17 protein-coding genes and 1 pseudogene are annotated in these 19461 nt (G+C 57.0%); 7 read left to right on the top strand and 11 right to left on the bottom strand.

The genetic code is table 11. The annotated features are described in order from the left end of the window. Positions 1 to 142: 142 nt before the first annotated feature. Positions 143 to 1201: a lactonase family protein gene (locus DSM3645_RS10420; protein ID WP_002652108.1), complete on the bottom strand. Its 1059-nt coding sequence runs from the start codon at positions 1199 to 1201 to the stop codon at positions 143 to 145. Between the two features lie 231 nt (positions 1202 to 1432). Here DSM3645_RS10420 and DSM3645_RS10415 point away from each other — a divergent pair, with 231 nt between their 5' ends. Beyond that, on the top strand, positions 1433 to 2446 hold the full coding sequence (locus DSM3645_RS10415) for a sugar phosphate isomerase/epimerase family protein (RefSeq protein WP_002652107.1): 1014 nt from the start codon (positions 1433 to 1435) through the stop codon (positions 2444 to 2446). 18 nt (positions 2447 to 2464) lie between these two features. Then, positions 2465 to 2701, top strand: a complete 237-nt coding sequence (locus tag DSM3645_RS10410; protein ID WP_002652106.1) for a hypothetical protein — start codon at positions 2465 to 2467, stop codon at positions 2699 to 2701. A 357-nt stretch (positions 2702 to 3058) separates the two neighbouring features. On the opposite strand, the gene DSM3645_RS10405 is transcribed toward DSM3645_RS10410, so the two are convergent. Further along, positions 3059 to 4336 carry a polysaccharide pyruvyl transferase family protein gene (locus DSM3645_RS10405; protein WP_002652105.1) on the bottom strand — a complete coding sequence of 426 codons (1278 nt, stop codon included), beginning with the start codon at positions 4334 to 4336 and terminating at the stop codon, positions 3059 to 3061. A 302-nt stretch (positions 4337 to 4638) separates the two neighbouring features. On the opposite strand from DSM3645_RS10405, the gene DSM3645_RS28060 reads away from it, so the two are divergent. After that, on the top strand, positions 4639 to 5655 hold the full coding sequence (locus DSM3645_RS28060) for an endonuclease/exonuclease/phosphatase family protein (RefSeq protein WP_081444787.1): 1017 nt from the start codon (positions 4639 to 4641) through the stop codon (positions 5653 to 5655). 7 nt (positions 5656 to 5662) lie between these two features. Here DSM3645_RS28060 and DSM3645_RS29985 read toward each other — a convergent pair. From DSM3645_RS29985 to DSM3645_RS10380, 4 genes and pseudogenes are all read right to left on the bottom strand, one after another. Beyond that, a pseudogene (locus DSM3645_RS29985) lies at positions 5663 to 5860 on the bottom strand (type II secretion system protein); the annotation flags it as partial. Between the two features lie 157 nt (positions 5861 to 6017). Beyond that, positions 6018 to 6428 carry a hypothetical protein gene (locus DSM3645_RS10390; RefSeq protein ID WP_002652102.1) on the bottom strand — a complete coding sequence of 137 codons (411 nt, stop codon included), beginning with the start codon at positions 6426 to 6428 and terminating at the stop codon, positions 6018 to 6020. A gap of 116 nt (positions 6429 to 6544) precedes the next feature. Next, the gene (locus DSM3645_RS10385) at positions 6545 to 7531 is read right to left on the bottom strand and encodes a DUF1559 domain-containing protein (protein ID WP_002652101.1); all 987 of its coding nucleotides are present in this window, start codon (positions 7529 to 7531) and stop codon (positions 6545 to 6547) included. 291 nt (positions 7532 to 7822) lie between these two features. Continuing rightward, complete coding sequence (locus DSM3645_RS10380) at positions 7823 to 8599, bottom strand: NRDE family protein (protein ID WP_002652100.1); 777 nt, start codon at positions 8597 to 8599, stop codon at positions 7823 to 7825. A gap of 418 nt (positions 8600 to 9017) precedes the next feature. On the opposite strand from DSM3645_RS10380, the gene DSM3645_RS10375 reads away from it, so the two are divergent. Next, positions 9018 to 9377: a DUF2750 domain-containing protein gene (locus tag DSM3645_RS10375; protein WP_002652099.1), complete on the top strand. Its 360-nt coding sequence runs from the start codon at positions 9018 to 9020 to the stop codon at positions 9375 to 9377. A 173-nt stretch (positions 9378 to 9550) separates the two neighbouring features. On the opposite strand, the gene DSM3645_RS10370 is transcribed toward DSM3645_RS10375, so the two are convergent. Continuing rightward, a complete protein-coding gene (locus DSM3645_RS10370; protein WP_002652098.1) occupies positions 9551 to 9952 on the bottom strand; it encodes a hypothetical protein in 402 nt (133 codons plus the stop codon). 475 nt (positions 9953 to 10427) lie between these two features. Then, positions 10428 to 10976: a hypothetical protein gene (locus tag DSM3645_RS10365; RefSeq protein ID WP_002652097.1), complete on the bottom strand. Its 549-nt coding sequence runs from the start codon at positions 10974 to 10976 to the stop codon at positions 10428 to 10430. 276 nt (positions 10977 to 11252) lie between these two features. Between DSM3645_RS10365 and DSM3645_RS10360 the strand changes: the two genes are divergently transcribed. Next, positions 11253 to 12209 (top strand): hypothetical protein, encoded by a 957-nt coding sequence (locus DSM3645_RS10360; protein WP_002652096.1) that lies wholly within the window; start codon positions 11253 to 11255, stop codon positions 12207 to 12209. A 100-nt stretch (positions 12210 to 12309) separates the two neighbouring features. Next, positions 12310 to 13863 carry a serine/threonine-protein kinase gene (locus DSM3645_RS28055; protein ID WP_002652095.1) on the top strand — a complete coding sequence of 518 codons (1554 nt, stop codon included), beginning with the start codon at positions 12310 to 12312 and terminating at the stop codon, positions 13861 to 13863. A gap of 108 nt (positions 13864 to 13971) precedes the next feature. Here the strand turns inward: DSM3645_RS28055 and DSM3645_RS10350 are convergent, their stop codons facing one another. Beyond that, positions 13972 to 15516: a sulfatase family protein gene (locus DSM3645_RS10350; protein WP_002652094.1), complete on the bottom strand. Its 1545-nt coding sequence runs from the start codon at positions 15514 to 15516 to the stop codon at positions 13972 to 13974. Between the two features lie 274 nt (positions 15517 to 15790). Then, entirely contained in the window at positions 15791 to 16183 is a 393-nt protein-coding gene (locus DSM3645_RS10345; protein ID WP_002652093.1) for a hypothetical protein, read from the bottom strand. Between the two features lie 159 nt (positions 16184 to 16342). Between DSM3645_RS10345 and DSM3645_RS10340 the strand changes: the two genes are divergently transcribed. Next, positions 16343 to 18538: an alpha/beta hydrolase family protein gene (locus DSM3645_RS10340; protein WP_002652091.1), complete on the top strand. Its 2196-nt coding sequence runs from the start codon at positions 16343 to 16345 to the stop codon at positions 18536 to 18538. Between the two features lie 19 nt (positions 18539 to 18557). Here DSM3645_RS10340 and DSM3645_RS10335 read toward each other — a convergent pair whose 3' ends face one another. Then, a complete protein-coding gene (locus DSM3645_RS10335; RefSeq protein ID WP_002652089.1) occupies positions 18558 to 18788 on the bottom strand; it encodes a hypothetical protein in 231 nt (76 codons plus the stop codon). Positions 18789 to 19461 lie beyond the last annotated feature (673 nt).

The raw sequence follows: 19461 nt of genomic DNA, 5'->3' as shown, positions 1-19461 counted from the left end.
AGTGCACGTTTCCTACCCTCTAAGATACGCAATCGACGACGGTTCGGCAACAAGATTCCCCAAGTGCGCACAGAGGCGCAAAGTGACGCAGCACGCCCTTAGTTCGTTTCGCTGGCTGAAAAGGATCACATTAACCCCTATATTAGTCCGCGAAAGTAACAACCTGCACCCAACTGGGGGTTTTTCCCGTTTTGTAAGTTGCGAGCGGAGTGAGATCGCCGCTCGTTTGATCGAAACGATAGGCGGCCAGCTGGTCGCTTTTTTGGCCGGCCGAGTAGAGAAACTTTTGATTGGGGGCCAAGTTGAACGATCGCGGGACGCTTTCGGTGGGGGTTTGCCCCAGCGCGGTTATCTGACCATCGTCGCCGATTGCGAAGCGAGCGATCGAATCGTGCCCGCGGTTGCTGACCAGGGCGAACTTGCCGTTGGCGGTCAGCTCGAGATCGGCACAGGTGTTTTTCAAACCGTCATAGCCGGCAGGCAAAGTCGAAACGGTCTGCCGCGGCTTCAGCGTTCCTTTCGCCGGATCAAAGTCGTACGACGTGATGCTGTCGCCAACCTCATCAGAAGAGAAGACCAACGGCAGGGTCGGGTGATATTGCACGTGTCGCGGCTCAGTCGTCGCCGGACCATTGACCGACGGCGGATCGTTGGCGGTCAACTTGCCGCTGGATGGATCAAAGCGGAACTGAAAGATCTGGTTGGGGCCCGTGTGAGGGACCAGCGCAAAGCGGTTGGTAGCGTCGGTGCGGATACAGTGGGCGTTTTTCACGGTCGGAATCGTCTGCGCCAAGTCGCCGATGTCGCCGCCGCTGACGGGATGAGCCGTCACTTTGCCGGCGCTGTAGTACGTGTTGAGCAACCACTTACCGGTCGGATCGCAGTAGACGAAGCAAGAGGTCGCATCGAGCGGAACCGCTTCAAGTTGCGTCAGATCGCCGGTCTCGGCGTTGACGGCGAAGCTCAACAGACTGTCGGGCCGCGAAGTGGAGACATACGCGAACTTTTGATCCGGCGACAGCGCCATCGGCCCCGGCGCCGCTTCCAGCTGCATCGTGTTGACCAATGTCAGATCTCCCTTTTCTTCGTCCATCGAGAAGAGCGAGATCGTTTTGTCGCCCCCGTTCGAGACGTAGACGAAGGACTTGGCCGAAGCCGAAGCGGAAACCAACAAGACCAAGAGCAGGGACAAAACGCGCATCACGTGTTCTCGCAATCCGAACAGGGCAGGGGGGCGGGAAAAAAGAGGGGAGAGGTGAGAGTCCGCCTCCAACGAAGGCGATGACTAACAGAATAACTCCTTTTTTCGCACGAAGCGACCACTTTTTTGCGTCTCTTTGCGCGGTGCTAGGGTGGTTGCGACTCCGCCGCTTCCCCCGCACAATACACGTCTTTCTCCGTGTTCCTGAAACCATTTTCGCTAGGGCGATTCATGAACGAGCTTCCCCAAGTCCTCCTCTCCGGCTTTGCGGATGAAGCGGCGAATGACAAACTCGCAGTACAACAATTCAGTGCGTTCGCGGCTCTTGGACTCGAGTATTACAGTCTCCGTTTTATCGATGTCGGCAACGGCATCAAAAACGTGATGCAGCTGAACAAGTCCGAGATCTCCAAGATCCGCAAGATGGAAGGGGAATACGGTCTGAACGTCGCGTCGATCGGTTCGCCGATCGGCAAAGTGAAACTGGTCGACTCTGACGATGGCTCGAAGAACAAGTTCGTCAAGTTCGATAAGTATCTGGCGACCGACGTGCAAAAGGCGTGCGATCTGGCGCATGCGTTCGAGACGAAACTAATCCGCGGCTTCTCGTTCTATCACCCGATCGGATCGGATCCGTACGATCACATTCCGCAAGCGGTCGAACAGTTGGGCCAAATCGCCGAAATGTGTCACCGCAGCGATCTGACCTTCGGGCTCGAAGTCGAAGCGAACCTGATCGGTCAAACCGGCGATATCTTGGCCGAGATTCACAAGAAGGTGAATCACCCGGCGATGATGCTGATCTTTGACGCCGGCAACCTGGTCTGCCAAGGCTATACGCCGGACGAAGTTTATCAGCAGTACGTCAAGATGAAGCCGGGCCTCGGCTGGATGCACATCAAAGACTACAAGGTGACCAAGCCGATCACCGAGAAGGGGCACATTGACGAAGACGCACTCAAGAACTTCGTGCCGTCCGATCTGGGCGACAGCGCTCATGAGCGGATCTTGCGCGACTTTGGCGCGATGATTCCGAAGCTCGAGAAGAAGTTGCAAAAGCGGGGCATTCCCGGCGTCTTCCTCGACCTCGAACCGCACGTCAAAGGGGGCGGACAGTTCGGCGGTTTCAGCGGCCCCGACGGCATGGGCGTCGCACTTCGCGGCCTCTGTCGCACGCTCGATTTCGCCGGCGTCGATTATCACCTGCGTGACTTCGACGACATTTGTGCAGCCCGCGGCTTCTAACAACAGCGGCTACCAATTATGTCACGCGATCGTCAAACGATTGGCGGTTGTCCCAAGTGCAAGTCAGATACGATGACTTGCACTTACAACCACTTTCAAAACGACGAGCTGGAAATCCACAGTTGGGAGCACAAGTGCCCCGACTGCGGACATCGCGAAACGTCGGCGCTGCGCAGCGACGAAGAAGACGACGCCGAAGATTTTCCGAACGGCGATCGCTGCCCGTTCTGTGAACGAACCGTCGCGCCAGCTTAAACCACTAGCTCGCGCCGCGAGCCAAGGGAATTCGTTCGGCGACTTCGTGCTTTACGGGATTCGCAGAATCGATTCCCTTGGCTCGCGTCTTTTGAAGTTGCGATTATCGGCCGGACGGAGGCCGGGTGGCCCGGATAGCTCCGCTATCTGGACCGACGAAGTCGGTAAGAGGACTTTATCCGGGGTTGGCGTCCAAGCGGATGCGTACTCGGCGGATTCGGTTCGCAAAAGGTTCCTTCGCTGCAATCCGCTAACAAAGGCCTCTAACGGCTGCGCCGCCCCGATAGCGGAGCTATCGCGGCCAACCGGGGAAACGCTCGCACCGTGGGAAAGTGTTTCCTCGTACGGTGCTATGCGTTACGACTTCGCCAACTCTCGTTTCAAAACGGCCATCGATTCGGCTTGCAGTTTCTCGACACGCTTCTGAGCGGCGACTGCTTTTTGCTGGGCCTGCGCCGGATCTTTGGCGATCTCCACCACGGTCGGCACGATCTTGCCCACGCTGGCTGGATCGTCCATGTCGAACAACCAATCGCCGAGCCCGATGTCTTCCCACATGTAGCCTTTGGTCGTCTGTTCTTTCCAGCGACAAACGACGGCCGGCACGCCGTGGCCGATGCACATGATCGGCGAGTGCATCTCGTTGCCGAACAGACCAGCGCTGCGGATGTAGGTGCTGACCGCTTCGCCGGTGAGCCAATAGTTGGGGCGCCAGACGACGCGTGTAAGAACGTCGGCCGGCAATTTGTCGAGCAACATCTCTTTGCCGATCTGCATCTGGGTTTGATCTTCAGGGCAGATTAAGACTTTCATGTCGGTGGTTCTGATGACTTCGACGATCGCGTCGCGTAATGGAGCGTGATCGTGCTCTTTCATTTCCTCATTGCGAACATGCTTGGCTGGATCCACGGCGGTCTTTTTGTAGATCCAGGATGGAGTGTAGCGGAGTCGTGGAATACAGCAAAGAAACTTGCCGGTTTCGAGACCGTGTTTCTTCATAAACGCATCGGCCTTGTCATCATCACGCAGGTCGCAGGCGAACGCGCCGTCAGGACCGAACTGCATAATCGGCGTTTTACAACCTTTTTCTTGGGCGAACGCCAACGAGCGGGAGTCGCGGAAATAAACAAACTGCGCCCCGTTCAAAATGCGGACCGATTCCATCACCGCCTTCTCGCTCCTCGGAACAGTGCTCGATGAGCTCTTGGGGGGGAAGGTAATCCCGTAGATTCCGTACGGCTTCTGCGTTTCGTCGGACCAACGTCGCACATCTCTCTCGGCGACAAGCGATGCGCCGGAGCCGTGCAGCAGAAAATCGCAATCTTCGAACGCCGCACTGAGCTGCTGCTTTCCTTGCGCGATCCGCAGCTTGGGGAAATTGGCCAACAGCAGCTTGTCAACGCCGTTGTCGATCTTACTGGGCCACAACGTCACCTCGGTATCGGGCAAGTACTCGGCCAACAGTCGCAACACGCCCGGCGTATGAGCGATGTCGCCGATGTTGATCGTCTGCCATGACGAGCGAAGGAGAATGCGTTTTGGCTTGGGCTGGGCGGCGAATGCGGTGGAGACGCCGGCGGCGGTGAGACCAAGAAGTCCCAGCGCGCTGCGCCGGCTGATGCGGGTGGGGTTCATGCGGAGATTACAGGTTGGTGGTGCAATAAAGGGGGCGGTTCATAACACGCTCTCGTTTCGTCTGCTATGCACTATAAACGCGGCTCGCTCCATTTGCCACGGTCGGCGAACACTTTCGGGGGGGCTTCTCCAAGGTTTCCGATGTCGGCGACAGCTGAACGAAAAAGACTTTTGCTGCGCAAATCGTCAGGCGTGTTGCGCCGATTGCTGGTATGTCGTTCACCATGAGCAATTTAAGATGAGATTTCGTCAGCTGCTGCGTTTCTCCCCACTCATTCCACCACTTTCCCAGGAGTTGCTCGTTGCGTATTGCAGCCCTCTTCGTCATCAGTCTCGCTATCACATTGCCCTCTAGCAGGATCGTACTTGCGCACGACGGCGACTCCATTCAGCTGCGAGTGCTGTCATTCAATATTTTGCAGGGAGGGAACGACGCGAACAACACGGGGTTCTCCAACAAGCGGTTCGGCGGATCGCGGCATGATGAACTCGCGGCCGTGATAAAGCAAACGCAGGCGGATGTGATCGGCGTTCAGGAAGATACTTCGTCGGATCGCCTGCTGACCGCTTTGGGCGACAACTGGCGACGCGCCGGCTCGATCTACTCCAAGTACCCGCTCACGCCGATTTCCGTCGATCGTCTGCCGACGGTCTGCCGCGTTCATCTCCCTTCCGGCGATTCGATCGTGATCGTCAACACCCACTGGAGACCGGGGCCCTATGGGCCTTATGACATTCAAAAAGATATTCGTCAGAATGGAGCTCCCCAGAATTTTGATTTGTGGGAACAACAGATTCTTGATGGCTGCGACAAGAATCATGGCGCGAGGGGATACCAAGAAACTGTCGATACGATTCAATCCTATGTCGCCGCCGGCGAGACCGTCATCCTGACAGGCGATTTTAACGAACCGTCGCATCTCGACTGGACCAAGCGCGCCGCCGAGCAGGGTCTCGACCGCTGGGTGGAAAACCCAACCCACGTGCCGCTGCGATTCGCCATCGCTTGGCGGGGATCGCAAATGCTGGAACAAGCCGGAATGCGCGACGCCTATCGCACGGCGTTTCCCGACGAAGTCGAAAAGCCGGGACTAACATGGACGCCGACCTATCCCGCTGGGACCCCAGGGCGGCATCCGAACGCGGATCGCGTATTGGATCGAATCGATATGGTCTACTTCACCGGAGCAAACTTGCGTGTGAATGATGCGGCTGTCGTTGGCGAGTCGGCGGCGTTCAGCGAAATTGTTTTTCCTGGCGAATGGCCGTCCGATCATCGTGCCGTTCTCGTCGAGTTCGAGATTGGCGCCCAGCCTTAGTCATTTTAAGCGAGAGCCCGATCTGCTTCAGATTGTTGGTGCAACTCATCCGCCGCGCCGCTTCCCGAGCTTGCTGAACCGCCGGCGGCAACAATGCGATTAAGACGCCGATGATCGCAATGACCACCAACAGTTCGACCAGCGTAAATCCTGACTTTGATCTCCTAGAACTAGACTTTCGAAAAGAGCAAGAGAGAGGACGAATGAGAAGAACGCCGACGGCCGCCAAGCGAGTGATGGATCTTGGGGCGCATCAAGCTCACACGTTGCGATCATGATTCTTTGGAAACGAAGCGCGCCTAAAAAAACCTCGCCGCTGAGGACGAGGTTTTTTCAAGGGAATCTGAGCTGGCCGCCGGTCGCTATTTGGACTGCAACTCGAACACAAAGTTGTTGCCCCACGATTCGACCGTCTGCGTCAGTTCGGTGTCACGATTGTAGCGATGCGGAACGACTTCTTTTTTCAACGACGACATTTCTCCGTTGGGACCGATTGGGTGCGGCGCTTGATAGGTGGAAATGCGAACGCTGTGATCACCAACCAGCGCTCCTTTACGCGTCGCCGAATAGTGGACCTCAAAACGACCATCGGGGTCAGTGGTTCCGACCGAGGGTCGGCCGGAAACCGGCTGAAATGTGACTTCCGCTTCTGGGAGCGGCTTTCCGTCGAGTAGAACCTGACCTGCGACCTCGGCAATCGGAGGACCATCGGGGCTGCACCCAACTGCCGTCAGCAGAAATGAAAATAGTAGCAACAAGCCGTAGCGCGCCATGATGAAACTATCCCTGGAGACGATCTCCAAACTGAAAAATGAACGGAACCTGAGACGCGAGCAAAGCGACGTTTGCATTTTCCGTCGAGGATCTCGAACGGCATGCGGCCGGTACGTTAAGGGATCGCAACGACGTTGCCATCGTTGATCACGTGCAGCGCTTGGTAAACTCCGGTAAACCGAGAGGGATCATCCTGACCGTCGGTGATATTCGGCCACCAGGTTCGGTCGGTCTTCGAGTCGATATGCTCGCTCAAGAAGTGAACGGAAGCGTCGCCAAACAAAAAGTGCGCTCCACCGGGATGATGACTGCCGAATGCATGGTGAGCGTTGTCATAGTACGTATCGGCCGCCGCGTGATAGACGTTCATCGGATAGCCGGCGTTACGAATGATCGCAAACGTGCGACGATAGGTGTTGTCGTCAGAACCGACGCCGCAAGGATCGCCGTTGTGGTACCACGGAACAGTCACTTGCCCACCGTAGTAATGTTGCAAGTTGCGTGCAGCGTTGCCCGACATATATGGCGTGACGCGCCAGACGACTTCGCCGACCACAATCGAATTGGACGAACCATCGGTAAAATCACGAAAGGCTCGCTTGCTGTTGTGATAGAAGACACCTTCTTCGATTCCGCTGCACTTGTTGGGAGTGTACATGTTCGCGCCGCCTGAGGCGCAATAACTAGTTGTCGCCTGCTCGGGAAGCGACAGTTCATCGTTCGTCTTCGGCGCCTGATCGCTGGGACAATTGGCGATCGGGATGGTGTTGAGAATCGCCGTCGCATTGCTCCCGTTGCTAGGCGATAGCTTGAAGTTGATCGCATCATGAATGCTGCTCTGCTCAATAAACGGAAGCAGCATCGAACCCCAAGACCAACCGCCGTTGGCCGAAGCGGTCAGACCCGGCGGCAATACGCCGTGGACGTCATGGTAGTTATGCAGCGCCAATCCAAAATTCTTCAGCTGACTTCGACAAGTCAGACGTCGCGCCGCTTCGCGCGCCTGTTGGACCGCCGGTAAAAGCAGCGCGATCAATACGCCGATGATCGCAATGACGACAAGTAACTCCACCAGAGTAAAGCCGGTCTGTTTCGGTTTCATAGGACGCTCGCACCCAGGGAGGGAAGTGGGGCCGCATACCCCTTACGTGCTAGAAAATAACCCAATTAAATAATGTTTTCAATCACAAAACGTGGGATTCTTTGTAGCGCCTTATTCGCTTGCAAATCATTATATTAGGCCAACTTTCGACAGTTCGATCTTCGCCGCTATGTGTCGGCCAGACGCGAGCCGGTTTACTGCTGCAAGATTCTCGCTCTCGGGCGGCGCGCAAAAAAAGAGCCTCGTTGCGTGCGAGGCTCTTGGAGAGATCAAGCTAGTAACGCAAACGCGTTAGCTGGTTTGCGTTTTGGTTCGCGCTTCGCGAAGTCCGCGGCTGAGGATGTCACGCAACAGCGGCGAGAAATCTTCGTACGGAACTTTCGTCGGAGCGCCGGCAGCAAATTGATAGATCGCATCACGCGGCTTTTTGCCGAGGGCGATCAGCGTGGAGCTGACCGTTCCCCATTCGCGACCTTCCATCACCATGCCGGGACGACCGGGAGCGGCTGACGGTCGAGCAAAAACTTTGCTCGCCACAGCGAGGAACTTCACGGCTGAATCGAGCGTTTGCAGCGTCAACAGTCGATGAGCCAGCTTGACGCGTTCGTCGCGGGAATCGTTCAGATCACCGCCGCCGATCAAGTTCAAACCTTCTTCCAACGGTTGAGCGTTGATGTCATCTCCCCCATGAATCGCATAGCCGGTACGGCCATCAGCGACCACAAAGTTGACTCCGTCATACTCGTCATTGTTGAGTGCTTCCATCGCCATATCAACGGCCGCTTGGGCCGAACTAGCGCGAAGCAGTTCGCGACAGAGCAGTCCACGCGATCGAGGAGCGATGGGGCGATTCATCTTGCGGCGATTGCACGCACCGACAAATAGCCCGTGTTGATTGACGCCCAGCCACGTTCCGCCGGCTTGCTGATCAATTCCGCATAAAGCACGAGGCTTCCCTGATTGAATCGAAGGAGCGGAGCTGGGACGATCGTAAAATTCTTCTCGATTGGCGGCGACCAAAATGGGCGCTTCGGCAACCGAGCGATATTGGATTGCCAGTAGGCACATATTGTGAAAGATCGGGGCAGAAGGTGATGGACTTGCATACTCCCTGGACACGCACCAAGGCAGTTACAATCCTTAAGAGTTTATTCGATTTCCCAAGTTCGGACACCCTTTAATGGGGGCCATGGTCTCGAATTTTATCGAGGAAACATGCGAAAATATTGGACATTCGCTTCCTAACTTACGTTAGCGGCTACTACTCGTCCGCTGAGGTTCAGTTAACGGGCAACAACGCCGGTCCAACCGACCGGTGACGATAAACCGCAACTCCTCGTCATTTTTCCCATTTGCCACGCCGCGACTCGCGAGAGCCCTCCTACTTGGCTCGAAGCAGCGATGGTCCGGTGGACAGCTTGCCCATCCGCATCGGAGCATGCGGTTTACATCATCTCCTCATATTTCATAGTAGAAGTCAAATCGCATGTTCTCCTCGAAACGATTTAACGCCGTTGATCTCAGCGGCGACGAGCGTCTGCAGTACTTCATTCGGACGGTTCGCGAGAATAAAGAACTGTGGGGCTTGTATGCCGACGGCTGGGCCGAATCAACCGATGAGCAGCGGCGAAAGGGATTTATCGTGTTTCCCGATCAGCCGCATGCAGAGCTGTGCGCGACCGACAAATGGAACCGCTATTCACCCAAGCTCATTAAGCTTTCGAGCTTTTTAGATCGATTTCTCGACAAACTTGCCAAGCAAAAGTACACCATCGCTGTCTTTCCCACGCCGTTTGACGGCCCGGTGCAAGTGGAGCCAGACGCTTTACGGCAGGAACTCGCTTAACGAACGGCGCTCGGTTCTCGCAGACTGGGGGCCGGTCGACGGAATCGTCGCGAAGAGTCGCCACAGAGGATTCGAAACCAGCGCGTGCCCGAAAGCTCGAGCACGCGCTGCCCCTACGAGCCGCTGGCGCGACTCGTGCTGATCTACAATCGGTTCGCGATCAACGACGCCGATTATTTCGATTTAGCCGCATTTCCTGCCGAAGCGCGACGTTCCGCACGTCGCTTTTCGGACTCGGCCCGCAGATCCGCGATCTCTTTTCGCTGCTCGGGAGTCAAAGTCTGGTCGACTTTGGCGTCTCTTTCAGCCTTGAGCACGACGATCTGACGGACCAGTTCGTCAAGCCTGGCCTCGTACTCGCTCTGGATCGAGTAGATCTCTTCCTTTTGCTTCTCACTGACTACTTGACCGTAGAAATTAGGAAGCCGGCCACGGGGCTCACTACGAGCCTTGGTCGCCATTTTCGGTTGAGCCGCAACCGACGGCTCGTCTGCCGCTCGGGCCGAGAATGTTGTGAAACCGGCGACGGCTAGCCCCAAGATCATCAAAGCAGAAATGAATCGGACACGCAGCATGCGAAAATCTCCTACCCAAAATGAGATGGAAGCTTCCGTGCCGAAAAAATTCCTAGACTGATGAACCGCAGTTTATATCTAGAGAGGGGGACAATCAATCCACAGAGGGGTAATTTTCACCCCATTTTCGGGAGCGCCTTAGAGGGGCCCGAGCAGACAAGATTGCCTACGGCGCACAAAAAAAGGTCATGGTTGGTCGGTCCGTCGATCCCCATGACCCAATGGAAACGAAACGCGTCTTGCATTCCGTCCGCTCGCGTTGAGTGTGTTGTTCATCATCGGATGCTGGTCGAAGTCTGCTGTAGCCAAACTTGAGGAAAATAATGCTAGCAACGACTATAGCGACAACGCCGCGTTCACTTCAGCGCAAAAAAAGGGCGCGTCTCGGAGAAGACGCGCCCTTTCCCGCTGCTCTGACTGCTTTTGGATCCAAGTCGATCATCACTCCCCGCAAGGATCGGCTCGATCCGAGAATCTAGTTCGGAAGCGTCGCCCGATGGCTGGGGTAGATCAGCTTCGCTTCTTTGGTCGGAACACGCGGCGCCGACGGCATCATTTGGATCTCTTGGTACGACGGTTGTCCCAACTGAATGATGCGGGTACTCGCTTGACCGCAAGCGCTGCAACCTGGAGCGCCGCAGCTTCCGCCGCTGTAACCACGCACTTTGAACATCTTCAGGCAGCTCGGGCATTTCTCGCAAACGCGCTCGAAATGGGGACCATTGCAGTTGCACATGGGGTACTCATCACAGCAAGCGCCGGTAGCGCAGGTCGGTCCGCAACCACAAGCGGTCGGGAGAGCGAACCAGTGGTAACGCCCTTGAATCGGACTGCGGCGTCCGCAGCTCTGATCGGCGCAATACCCGTCCCAAACGTTGGCGCAGTTGGGACCGCAAGCGGCCGTCGAGGCACAACCGCAATCGGCGGCGCTTGAGTACCCCATCATTTCGCCCCAACCGCCGGCGTGGGCCAGCGTGGCGAACATCATCATGCCGAGCAACGCGGCCATGGCTTTCAAATTCATCGGACAGTCTCCAGGCAATTGAGTGGGGGAGTCGGATCGCTCAATCGCCGCAATCCCAAGTCAGGAGCATGGCAAGCGCGAGCGTCGCTCTGGAGAAACATTGCCCACCGTTGGCGTTGTGCAAATGCATCATGGTGATTTTTGGAGAAATTGCGAATTGCCAGCCGCTGCAGAATCGCTCTATCCTTTGTTCACGGCAGCAGTTGGTGCTACGATCAAAGAGGCCCAAAGTCGCCCTGCATATAGAAGGGAGGCAGTCCTGCGTCGGACCGGAACATGACGATTTTGCAGACTCTCGGAGATATCCAGCCCGGCGTCATCACCGGGCTAACGGCGATGATTGCCGGAATTGTCGGCATTTTGCTCTTGGCCTCACGTCGCCGCTCGTTGCAGGGAACAACCCTGATCGCTCCTTGGTGGTGGGTGTTGATCGCCTGGATTGCGGTCACCGGGGTCGAAACCTGGATCGGTCTGGCGGTCTCCGCCGGATCCGCCGTCCCGTTTCGCGATTCGCTTCGCTTTACCGCCGGCATGACTCTGTTTTGCCCCCAGATGGCTCAGCTGGGCGCCAAACGCCCGCAGAATGTCGCCTGGCAATGGGTGGTCGTCACGCTGTGGGCCGTGCTGGTGATGCCGGTCGGCGAGCAATTCGCCTCGGGGCGGGGGGGAGAACTTGTCCTGGTCGGCGCTCGTAGTTGGTTTCTATTTGTGCTGATCGTAGTGGGACTACTAAATAACGGCCCCACGCGTTTCTGCATGACCGCAATTCTGTTGGCGATGGCGCAAACGCTGGTTCTGGCCAAGCATCTGCCGGGAATCGGCGTCGGACTTGCCGCCGGAGGAGCGACGCTGGCAATCCTACTGTTGCTGACCGCGATCTTTTTGACGGTCGTCGACTGGCCGCCGAAGGGGCCCGCGTTACGCCCCGAAGATCGAGTCTGGCTCGATTTCCGCGACAGCTTTGGCGCGTTTTGGGCACTACGTGTCGCCGAGCGGATCAACGCTTCCGCGACTCGCTATCAATGGGGACTGTGGCTCACTTGGAGCGGATTTACCCAGGTCGAATTTGTCGGCGTCACCGGCGAAGTTAATGATGAAGTAAATTCGGCCCTCCGAGTCAGCTTGCGGTCGCTGCTGCGGCGCTTTGTGTCGGACGAATGGCTCCACCAACGGATGCCGCCAGAGAAAGCGGAAGATTCGCGAAAAACCCCTCCTCCAGAGGCCCACCTCTAATCGGCGGATCTGGGGCGACGGTTTCACCCGTTGGTTGCCTTGGAGGAGATCGCCGCCCATACTGAATCTAGGATGTCACTGTTCACCTTGCGGACGCCCCATGGCCGAATCCTCAACTCCAGCCTTCGCCGCGACTTGCGACCTTACGGGCAAATCGTTGGGCGACTATCAAGTGCTTCGGCGGTTGGGTCGAGGCGCGATGGCCGAAGTCTTCCTCGCGCAGCAGACTAGCCTCAGGCGGCAGGTCGCCCTCAAAGTCCTTCTGCCGGCGCTCGCGCAGCAAGAATCGTACGTCAAGCGATTCCATCGCGAAGCCCAGGCTGCCGCCGCACTAACGCACGCCAACATCGTGCAGATCTTCGAGGTCGGTTGCATCGACGGGACGCATTTCATCGCCCAAGAGTACGTCCCGGGGCAAACCCTGAAACAGCTGACCGGCAAAACCGGTTCGGTCGATGTCAAAGCGGCGTTCGCGATTCTGCGTCAAGTCGCCGCGGCCCTGGTCAAAGCGGGAGAGCAGGGGATCGTCCATCGCGACATCAAACCCGAGAACGTGCTGATCACCGCTTCCGGCGAAGTGAAGGTCGCCGACTTCGGCTTGTCACGCGTCATAAGTCAAAACGGCGAAGGGCTGAACCTGACCGAGATCGGCGTCAGCCTGGGAACGCCGCTCTATATGAGCCCTGAACAGGTCGAAGGAAAACCAACCGACTCGCGCAGCGATATCTATTCGTTGGGCGTAACGATCTATCACTTGGTCGCCGGCCGGCCTCCGTTTGACGGCGACACCGCGTTGTCGGTCGCCGTACAACATCTACAGACCGAACCACCGCGATTGGAAACGCTCCGCAAAGACCTGCCGCCGCAACTGACCCGCGTCATCCATAAGATGCTGGCGAAGAAGCCGGAGAATCGCCAGCAAAACGCGACGGAACTGCTGCAAGAGCTGCGCGACGTCTTGGAAGCGGTCGGCCCCGAGACCTTAGGCGGGGGAGTCCACGATTGGTCGATGTCCGAGTTGGCCGCGATCGGCGATCGTTCGGCCGCGACCCGCGAGTTGGATCGCATCATGAAAATCGCCGGGCGATCCCGAAAGCGCTATGCCGCCGCGCGACAGTGGGGTATGCCCATCGCTTTGGTGCTGCTTTGCTTTGGGCTTGGCTCTGCGATCGCCTGGTCGAGTCGCGAAGCTCCGCTACTGCAACCCGAGCGACCAATCGCCGGCGCAAAGTTACCGAATCACGGCTCGGCCGAAGAACAGTTTTATCGCGCGATGATGGATGGGACGCCTGAAGCGTTTCATAGCGTCGGCGAATACTTTCCTCCGGACACTAGCGCTGACGCCAAAGCGTGGACGCTGAAAGCCTGGAAGCAAGAAGCGACGATCCTGATGAATCGCGGCGGAACCGAGAACTACCTCCGCGCGATGCACCTCTTCCGCGATCTGGCCGAGCAAGACAGCTCTGAGACCGAAGCCCGCGCGTTTGGCGCCGCCGGCCAGGCGATCTGCTTGTACCGCATGGAAGATTTTGAGCGAGCCCGAAAAGTCGCGGTCGACGCCAAAGTGATGCAAAAATCAATCGAAGTCGACGCCGACTTCAACCGCCAGTTTGAAGAAGTTTGGGAAGCGCTGAGAAATCGTCCCGGCGCTTAGGCGACGGAAATTCTGCCTTGGCCAATGTTATTCGGCACGAACAATAACCGGCGCCATGCCAAACGTTGACAAAGCGCCGTATGGTCGCCAAACGCTGCAGGTGATTTCCTAGCGGGAAGCCTTGCCGCGACTACTCGGTTTTTTGGTAGAGGGAATCGCCGGGCGAGCCGCCTTCTCTTCGGGGCCGCGAAAGACGTACGGCTCCCAAAGCGTTTTGACTTTGCGCCATTCTTCCAAGGTGCGCGTCGGATACCAACCGGGTACGCCGAGTTGGTTGAAATCGTACTCGGAACTGTGCTCCTGAACCCATTGGCCCACCGTTGCGGTGGGGCACGATTTGGGAAACGCTTCGAGGGCGCGAAATTCCGCCGTGACTCCTTGATCATGGATCACTTCCGTTCTCCATTGCTCCAGCTCCGCCAACATTTCGGCTTTCACCGCGGCGTAGGCGGGATCATCGGCGACGTTGTGAACTTCGTAGGGATCTTTCTTTAGATCAAACAGTTCGACCGGAGGTTTACTGGAAGCCATAAATGCGGACTGCTCCGGCGTCAGTTTTCCTTCCAGGTTTAGGACATTCATTTCCGCCAGCGGCGGATAAGAACCTTCCTTGTAGAAGCTGAACTGGCAATAGGCGCGTTCCGGCATCAAGTTCAAAATCAATTTGTGCGTTTGAGAGCGGATCGCTCGCATCGCGTCATGCGTGTCATCCATTTTGTCGCGTGCGGTGAAGATGTATTTCCGCTCTTGGACTTCCCGGCTGAAGAGACTTGCACCATGCAGAGCAACCGGCGGCTTGATCGCCGCGGCCTCTAAGATGGTGGCGCAAATATCGATCGAATAGACCAGGTCATCGCTCACTTGGCCTGGCTGCACCTTGCCGGGCCAACGCATGATCATCGGGATGCGCGTCCCTTCGTCATACAAAAACTGCTTCCCTCGGATGTGACAACGTCCATGATCGCCGATAAAAAAGACGATCGTGTTTTCCGCGAGCCCATCGTCTTTCAAACGCTTCAAGATCGCGCCAACTTCGCGATCGACCAACTGCATTTGCTCGAGCCCATTCGCCCAATCGCGGCGAATGAAAGGAGTATCGGCGTAGTAGGGCGGAAGTTCGACATCCTCGATCTCAATGGGGCGCTGCGGATCGCGTTTCCAAGGGCGATGCGTTCCGCCAAAACTGATTCGGGCAAAAAATGGCTGCCCCGGCTTTCGTTCTTTCCAATCTCGTCCCTGAAATAACTCCTTGCGAGAGTCGGGCAGGAAGTTGCAGTCCGTTTTCGAACTCATCAGACAGGTGAAATAGCCGGCATCCGCGAACAAATGCGGTACAGGACGAATGCCGTACGGCAGCGGCTTCTTGTCGTCGGTCCGATGTTGCTGCGCACCGATGTAGTTCTGGTGAAACCCGGTCATCATCGCAGATCGCGAAGCCGAACAGACCGGCGCCGTCGTGAAGGCTCGTTCGTATCGAATCCCTTCCGCGGCGAGTTGATCGACATGCGGCGTCTGAATCCCCTTGGTTCCATAACAGGAAAGATCGGGACTCCAGTCTTCGATCGTGATCCACAGAATATTGGGACGATCATCCGCCTGCAGCCATGCGGCGGAGAGCAAAAGAACAAACAGACTGAGGGCAGTACGGATCATTTTCGCTCGCGGGATCTTTGGGGCTATCGGCTTGGGGTGAAATATCTCGCCGGCATTCCATCATGCGGTTCCCAATTTAACTTGAAAAGAGAGAATTGCCCGTTTTCTTAAAATCGTGCAGAGAAAGGGGGCCTGCCGACCCGCGAGCTTGATGATGATTGCTTCTCCAACGGTACGGCAATCCCGCGACGAGTGATCGAAACGCCGTGATCAAGCCAAGAGAAAATGCACCCCCAATCGATTGAGTCGATTTGCACGCTGACCCATCAAATTCTTACCTGTTTAAGACAATCGCAAACCAGATCAGCCCACCTAGTCCTACCGCAACCAACCCCAGAATCGTCCACCACTCGCGGTGTGACATCGCGCGGAACATCTCGCTGATCGAGAGCCGCTCGCCATCTTTAAATTCGTGGCCGCACCAAGCGCACGTCTCATAGAACTGGGGGCGAAACTGATCGTCGCACGTCGGGCAGACCAGCATCGGGTGCTGGTCGCCGGTGACCGGCGCAGCTTGCGGTCGCGACGAGCGCATCTCGTTCCCGGTCTCTTGATATGGCGCAAGTAAAAAATCTTCGGACGCTTCGCCGCAAGCAGGGCAATGCGTCATCCGCCGCTGCCCGCAACCGGGACAAGTGGGCCACGCGGTCCAATCACGACGATTCATCGGTAGGGAAGGGGAGTCCGCCTTCGAAAATTCTGCTTGCATGTTGGGGTCGCTGTCGGTCATCTTGGTATTAACATTTCACGTGACATCGTCGCTCGCTCGACGATCCCCAATTATTATCGACTCCCACCGGTTGTAGACTTCGACAGGATTCTTCCCATGATTCGACTGTTCTGCTTCATTCTATCGCTATCGTTGCTGTCGATCACCGGCGAACTGTGGGCTGATTCACCAAAACCGCTCGCGGCGCCCCAAGCGTTAGCAGACGACGCCCAGCCGGCCGACTATCGTCTGAGCTCGCTGAAAGATCTGCACGGCTACTTTCCGTTCAATCCGCCGGCGAAGGATCAATGGCCCGCTCGCGCCGAGCAAGTGAAACGCCAGCTGAGCGTGGCGCTTGGTTTGTGGCCGCTGCCAGAGAAATCTCCCCTCAACGCCGTCGTGCATGGCAAGCTTGACTTCGAGGACTATAGCGTCGAGAAGGTTTACTTCGAGAGCTTTCCTGGTTTCTACGTCACCGGCAGTCTCTATCGGCCCAAAAATATCAGTGGTCGCATTCCGGCTGTTCTCTGCCCACATGGCCATTGGGAAGATGGTCGTTTTTACGATCGGGGAGCCGACGGCATTCTCCACGATGTGAACAACGGCTCCGAGCGTTTCGAGAACGGCGGTCGCTCTCCGGTTCAGGCCCGTTGCGTCCAACTGGCCCGCATGGGTTGCGTTGCGCTGCTGTATGACATGATCGGCTATGCCGACAGCCAGCAAATTTCGTTTGACGTCGCGCATAAATTCGCGGACCAACGCGCCGAGATGAACACCGTCGAAAACTGGGGACTCTTCAGTCCTCAGGCCGAAGCGAACCTGCAATCCATCATGGGTCTGCAAACGTGGAACTCGATTCGGGCGCTCGACTTTCTCGAGTCGCTCTCTTACGTCGATCCCCAACGCTTGGCGGTGACCGGATCTAGCGGCGGCGGCACGCAAACCATGATCCTGGCGGCGCTCGACCCGCGGATCATTTCGTCTTACCCGGCCGTGATGGTCTCGACCGCGATGCAGGGAGGCTGCACCTGCGAGAACTGCTCGCTGCTTCGCGTCGATACCGGCAATGTCGAGTTCGCCGCTTTGTTTGCTCCCAAGCCGCAGGCGATGACGGCGGCCAACGACTGGACGAAGGAGATGGAAACGAAAGGGTTTCCGGAGCTTCAAAAACTGTATGCGGATCTCGGCGCCAAGAAGAACGTCTCGCTGCACGCCGCGACCCACTTTAACCACAACTACAACAACGTCGCCCGCGCGCCGATGTATGACCTGATGAACCGCGCCTTTGGCTTGGGGTTGAAAACGCCGATCGTCGAGCATGACTACGATCGTCTCCAGCGGGATCAACAAACGGTCTGGGACGAGCAGCACCCGCAGCCCCCGACTTCTGTCGACTTCGAACGCAAACTGTTGCACCAAATGAAGACCGAGTCCGACCGCGCGATCGCCGCGCTTACGCCGCAAGACGAAGAGAGCTTCGCCAAGTTCGACCAAGTGGTCGGCGGCGCTTGGGATACGATCTTGGGAGCGAAGTCCCCAACATTCGACGCGCTTCAATTCAACGTTTCCGACAAGCAGTCGAGCGATGGCTATCTGCAGATCACCGGGCTACTGCAAAAAAACGGGGGCAGCGATCATCAGACCGAACTGCCGATCGTCTTCCTTTATCCCGAGAAGTGGAATGGCCAAGCGGTCATTTGGCTTTCACCAGAAGGGAAGGGGGGGCTCTATGCGAAAGACGGAACCTTGCGTCCGATGGTGCGGCAGTTGGTCACCCAAGGCGCGTCGGTCATCGGCGTTGACCTGTTTGGCCAGGGAGAGTTTGGCGGAGAAGAGACCAATCGCATTGTCGAAAACCCGCGTCAGTTCGCCGGCTACACCTATGGCTACAATCGTCCGCTCTTCGCCCAACGGGTCGCCGACGTCCTGACGGTCGGCGCGTTTGTGCGAGGGCATGATCGAGCCGCCAAGTTTGTCGACCTGGTCGGCGTCGGCCATTGCGGCGCAATCGGGGCGGCGGCCCGGGGCACGGACCCTGCGATGTTTGATCGCGCGGCGATCGCGACCGGCGGCTTCCGCTTTGGCCAACTGCTCGACTTCCGTGATCCGTCGTTCGTGCCGGGCGGCGCCAAGTATGGCGACTTGCCGGCGCTGCTAGCGCTAGCGGCGCCGCAATCGACGCTGGTCTTAGGAGAGTCAAGCGAAGGATTGGCTTTGGTCCAATCGGCCTATGCCGCACGCAAAGCTGCTGAGGCGCAAAAAAATGGGAACGACCGAAGTTCGATCGTCCCCTATTTGCTGGCTCCGCGTTAACCGCAGAGGTTTCCGTAAACTAGAAAAGGTCGTTTTGGGTCGCATCGTCCAAAGCGGCGGCGCGACGATCGAAAGGACGCGCGAGCGACCGTTCGGTTTCAAAGCTACGCCAGGTATGGCGTAGTTCGTTCAACTCGGTGTCGAGTTCCTGCGAAAACTCTAGGTAAGGACCAAGTCCCACCAAAAGTTCGTCGCCTGTGCGACTATCGAGAAGACGAATCTGCAGCTGGTCAATGAGAGGTTCGTCCATGGCGCGAACTCCTTAATGGAAGTCCGCTACGAATCCCTGTAGCTTGGGAAGCGATGATCCTTCACCGCTGAATAGTTAACGTCCGCATCTATCTATTGGACGTTTCGCAGACGAAAAGGGTTCAACCTTTTCGTTTGGGCTCCCGCGTTTGCGGAGAACCACACCCCCAGCTGCTATCGACTCTAGTTAGACGCCGTCATTGTAGATTTGACAATCACTTTGGAAGCGTTGGGTGCAAAATTGGCGAGCCGGCGTCGCTGGGCGCTAGACAGGGTCGCAAAATCCAGAAAGTTTTTTTGCTGTCTGCGTGCAAGCTAGCCGCATGACACTTGGGTCCGCCGTCGCTATCCCGGCGGCCTGCAACTTACGCAGATTCACTACAACGCTAAAAGTTTCTCGGCCGAACCGTCAGAATCGTCTCAAGTAGCCGCGCTCGCCTGCCGCAGTTGCTGTTGATTCGCCAACCCGCATTTTCTATAAACGACGACCGGCATAACCGGTTCAAAGCGTTTGGCGCCAAATTCGCGAACATGGTTTGGGGTCGGGACGTAACAATTACGACCAGACAACTGAACAAATGATCAAGTGGGTGCGTGGCCCGAAGACTGCAAGCCGGTTGAGTTCGCTCAACGTGATGCACAAAGGCGACAAACTTTCGCCGTTCGGAAAGCTC

Source organism: Blastopirellula marina DSM 3645 (genome assembly GCF_000153105.1).
In the GTDB taxonomy this organism is placed as follows: domain Bacteria; phylum Planctomycetota; class Planctomycetia; order Pirellulales; family Pirellulaceae; genus Blastopirellula; species Blastopirellula marina.
This window is presented reverse-complemented; position numbering and strand designations above follow the sequence as displayed.

What these genes read in the sequence shown, in the direction of transcription:
- DSM3645_RS10420 (WP_002652108.1), bottom strand. Translation starts at nt 1,201, where the DNA reads ATGCGCGTTTTGTCCCTGCTCTTGGTCTTGTTGGTTTCCGCTTCGGCT.
- DSM3645_RS10415 (WP_002652107.1), top strand. Translation starts at nt 1,433, where the DNA reads ATGAACGAGCTTCCCCAAGTCCTCCTCTCCGGCTTTGCGGATGAAGCG.
- DSM3645_RS10410 (WP_002652106.1), top strand. Translation starts at nt 2,465, where the DNA reads ATGTCACGCGATCGTCAAACGATTGGCGGTTGTCCCAAGTGCAAGTCA.
- DSM3645_RS10405 (WP_002652105.1), bottom strand. Translation starts at nt 4,336, where the DNA reads ATGAACCCCACCCGCATCAGCCGGCGCAGCGCGCTGGGACTTCTTGGT.
- DSM3645_RS10390 (WP_002652102.1), bottom strand. Translation starts at nt 6,428, where the DNA reads ATGGCGCGCTACGGCTTGTTGCTACTATTTTCATTTCTGCTGACGGCA.
- DSM3645_RS10385 (WP_002652101.1), bottom strand. Translation starts at nt 7,531, where the DNA reads ATGAAACCGAAACAGACCGGCTTTACTCTGGTGGAGTTACTTGTCGTC.
- DSM3645_RS10380 (WP_002652100.1), bottom strand. Translation starts at nt 8,599, where the DNA reads ATGTGCCTACTGGCAATCCAATATCGCTCGGTTGCCGAAGCGCCCATT.
- DSM3645_RS10375 (WP_002652099.1), top strand. Translation starts at nt 9,018, where the DNA reads ATGTTCTCCTCGAAACGATTTAACGCCGTTGATCTCAGCGGCGACGAG.
- DSM3645_RS10370 (WP_002652098.1), bottom strand. Translation starts at nt 9,952, where the DNA reads ATGCTGCGTGTCCGATTCATTTCTGCTTTGATGATCTTGGGGCTAGCC.
- DSM3645_RS10365 (WP_002652097.1), bottom strand. Translation starts at nt 10,976, where the DNA reads ATGAATTTGAAAGCCATGGCCGCGTTGCTCGGCATGATGATGTTCGCC.
- DSM3645_RS10360 (WP_002652096.1), top strand. Translation starts at nt 11,253, where the DNA reads ATGACGATTTTGCAGACTCTCGGAGATATCCAGCCCGGCGTCATCACC.
- DSM3645_RS28055 (WP_002652095.1), top strand. Translation starts at nt 12,310, where the DNA reads ATGGCCGAATCCTCAACTCCAGCCTTCGCCGCGACTTGCGACCTTACG.
- DSM3645_RS10350 (WP_002652094.1), bottom strand. Translation starts at nt 15,516, where the DNA reads ATGATCCGTACTGCCCTCAGTCTGTTTGTTCTTTTGCTCTCCGCCGCA.
- DSM3645_RS10345 (WP_002652093.1), bottom strand. Translation starts at nt 16,183, where the DNA reads ATGAATCGTCGTGATTGGACCGCGTGGCCCACTTGTCCCGGTTGCGGG.
- DSM3645_RS10340 (WP_002652091.1), top strand. Translation starts at nt 16,343, where the DNA reads ATGATTCGACTGTTCTGCTTCATTCTATCGCTATCGTTGCTGTCGATC.
- DSM3645_RS10335 (WP_002652089.1), bottom strand. Translation starts at nt 18,788, where the DNA reads ATGGACGAACCTCTCATTGACCAGCTGCAGATTCGTCTTCTCGATAGT.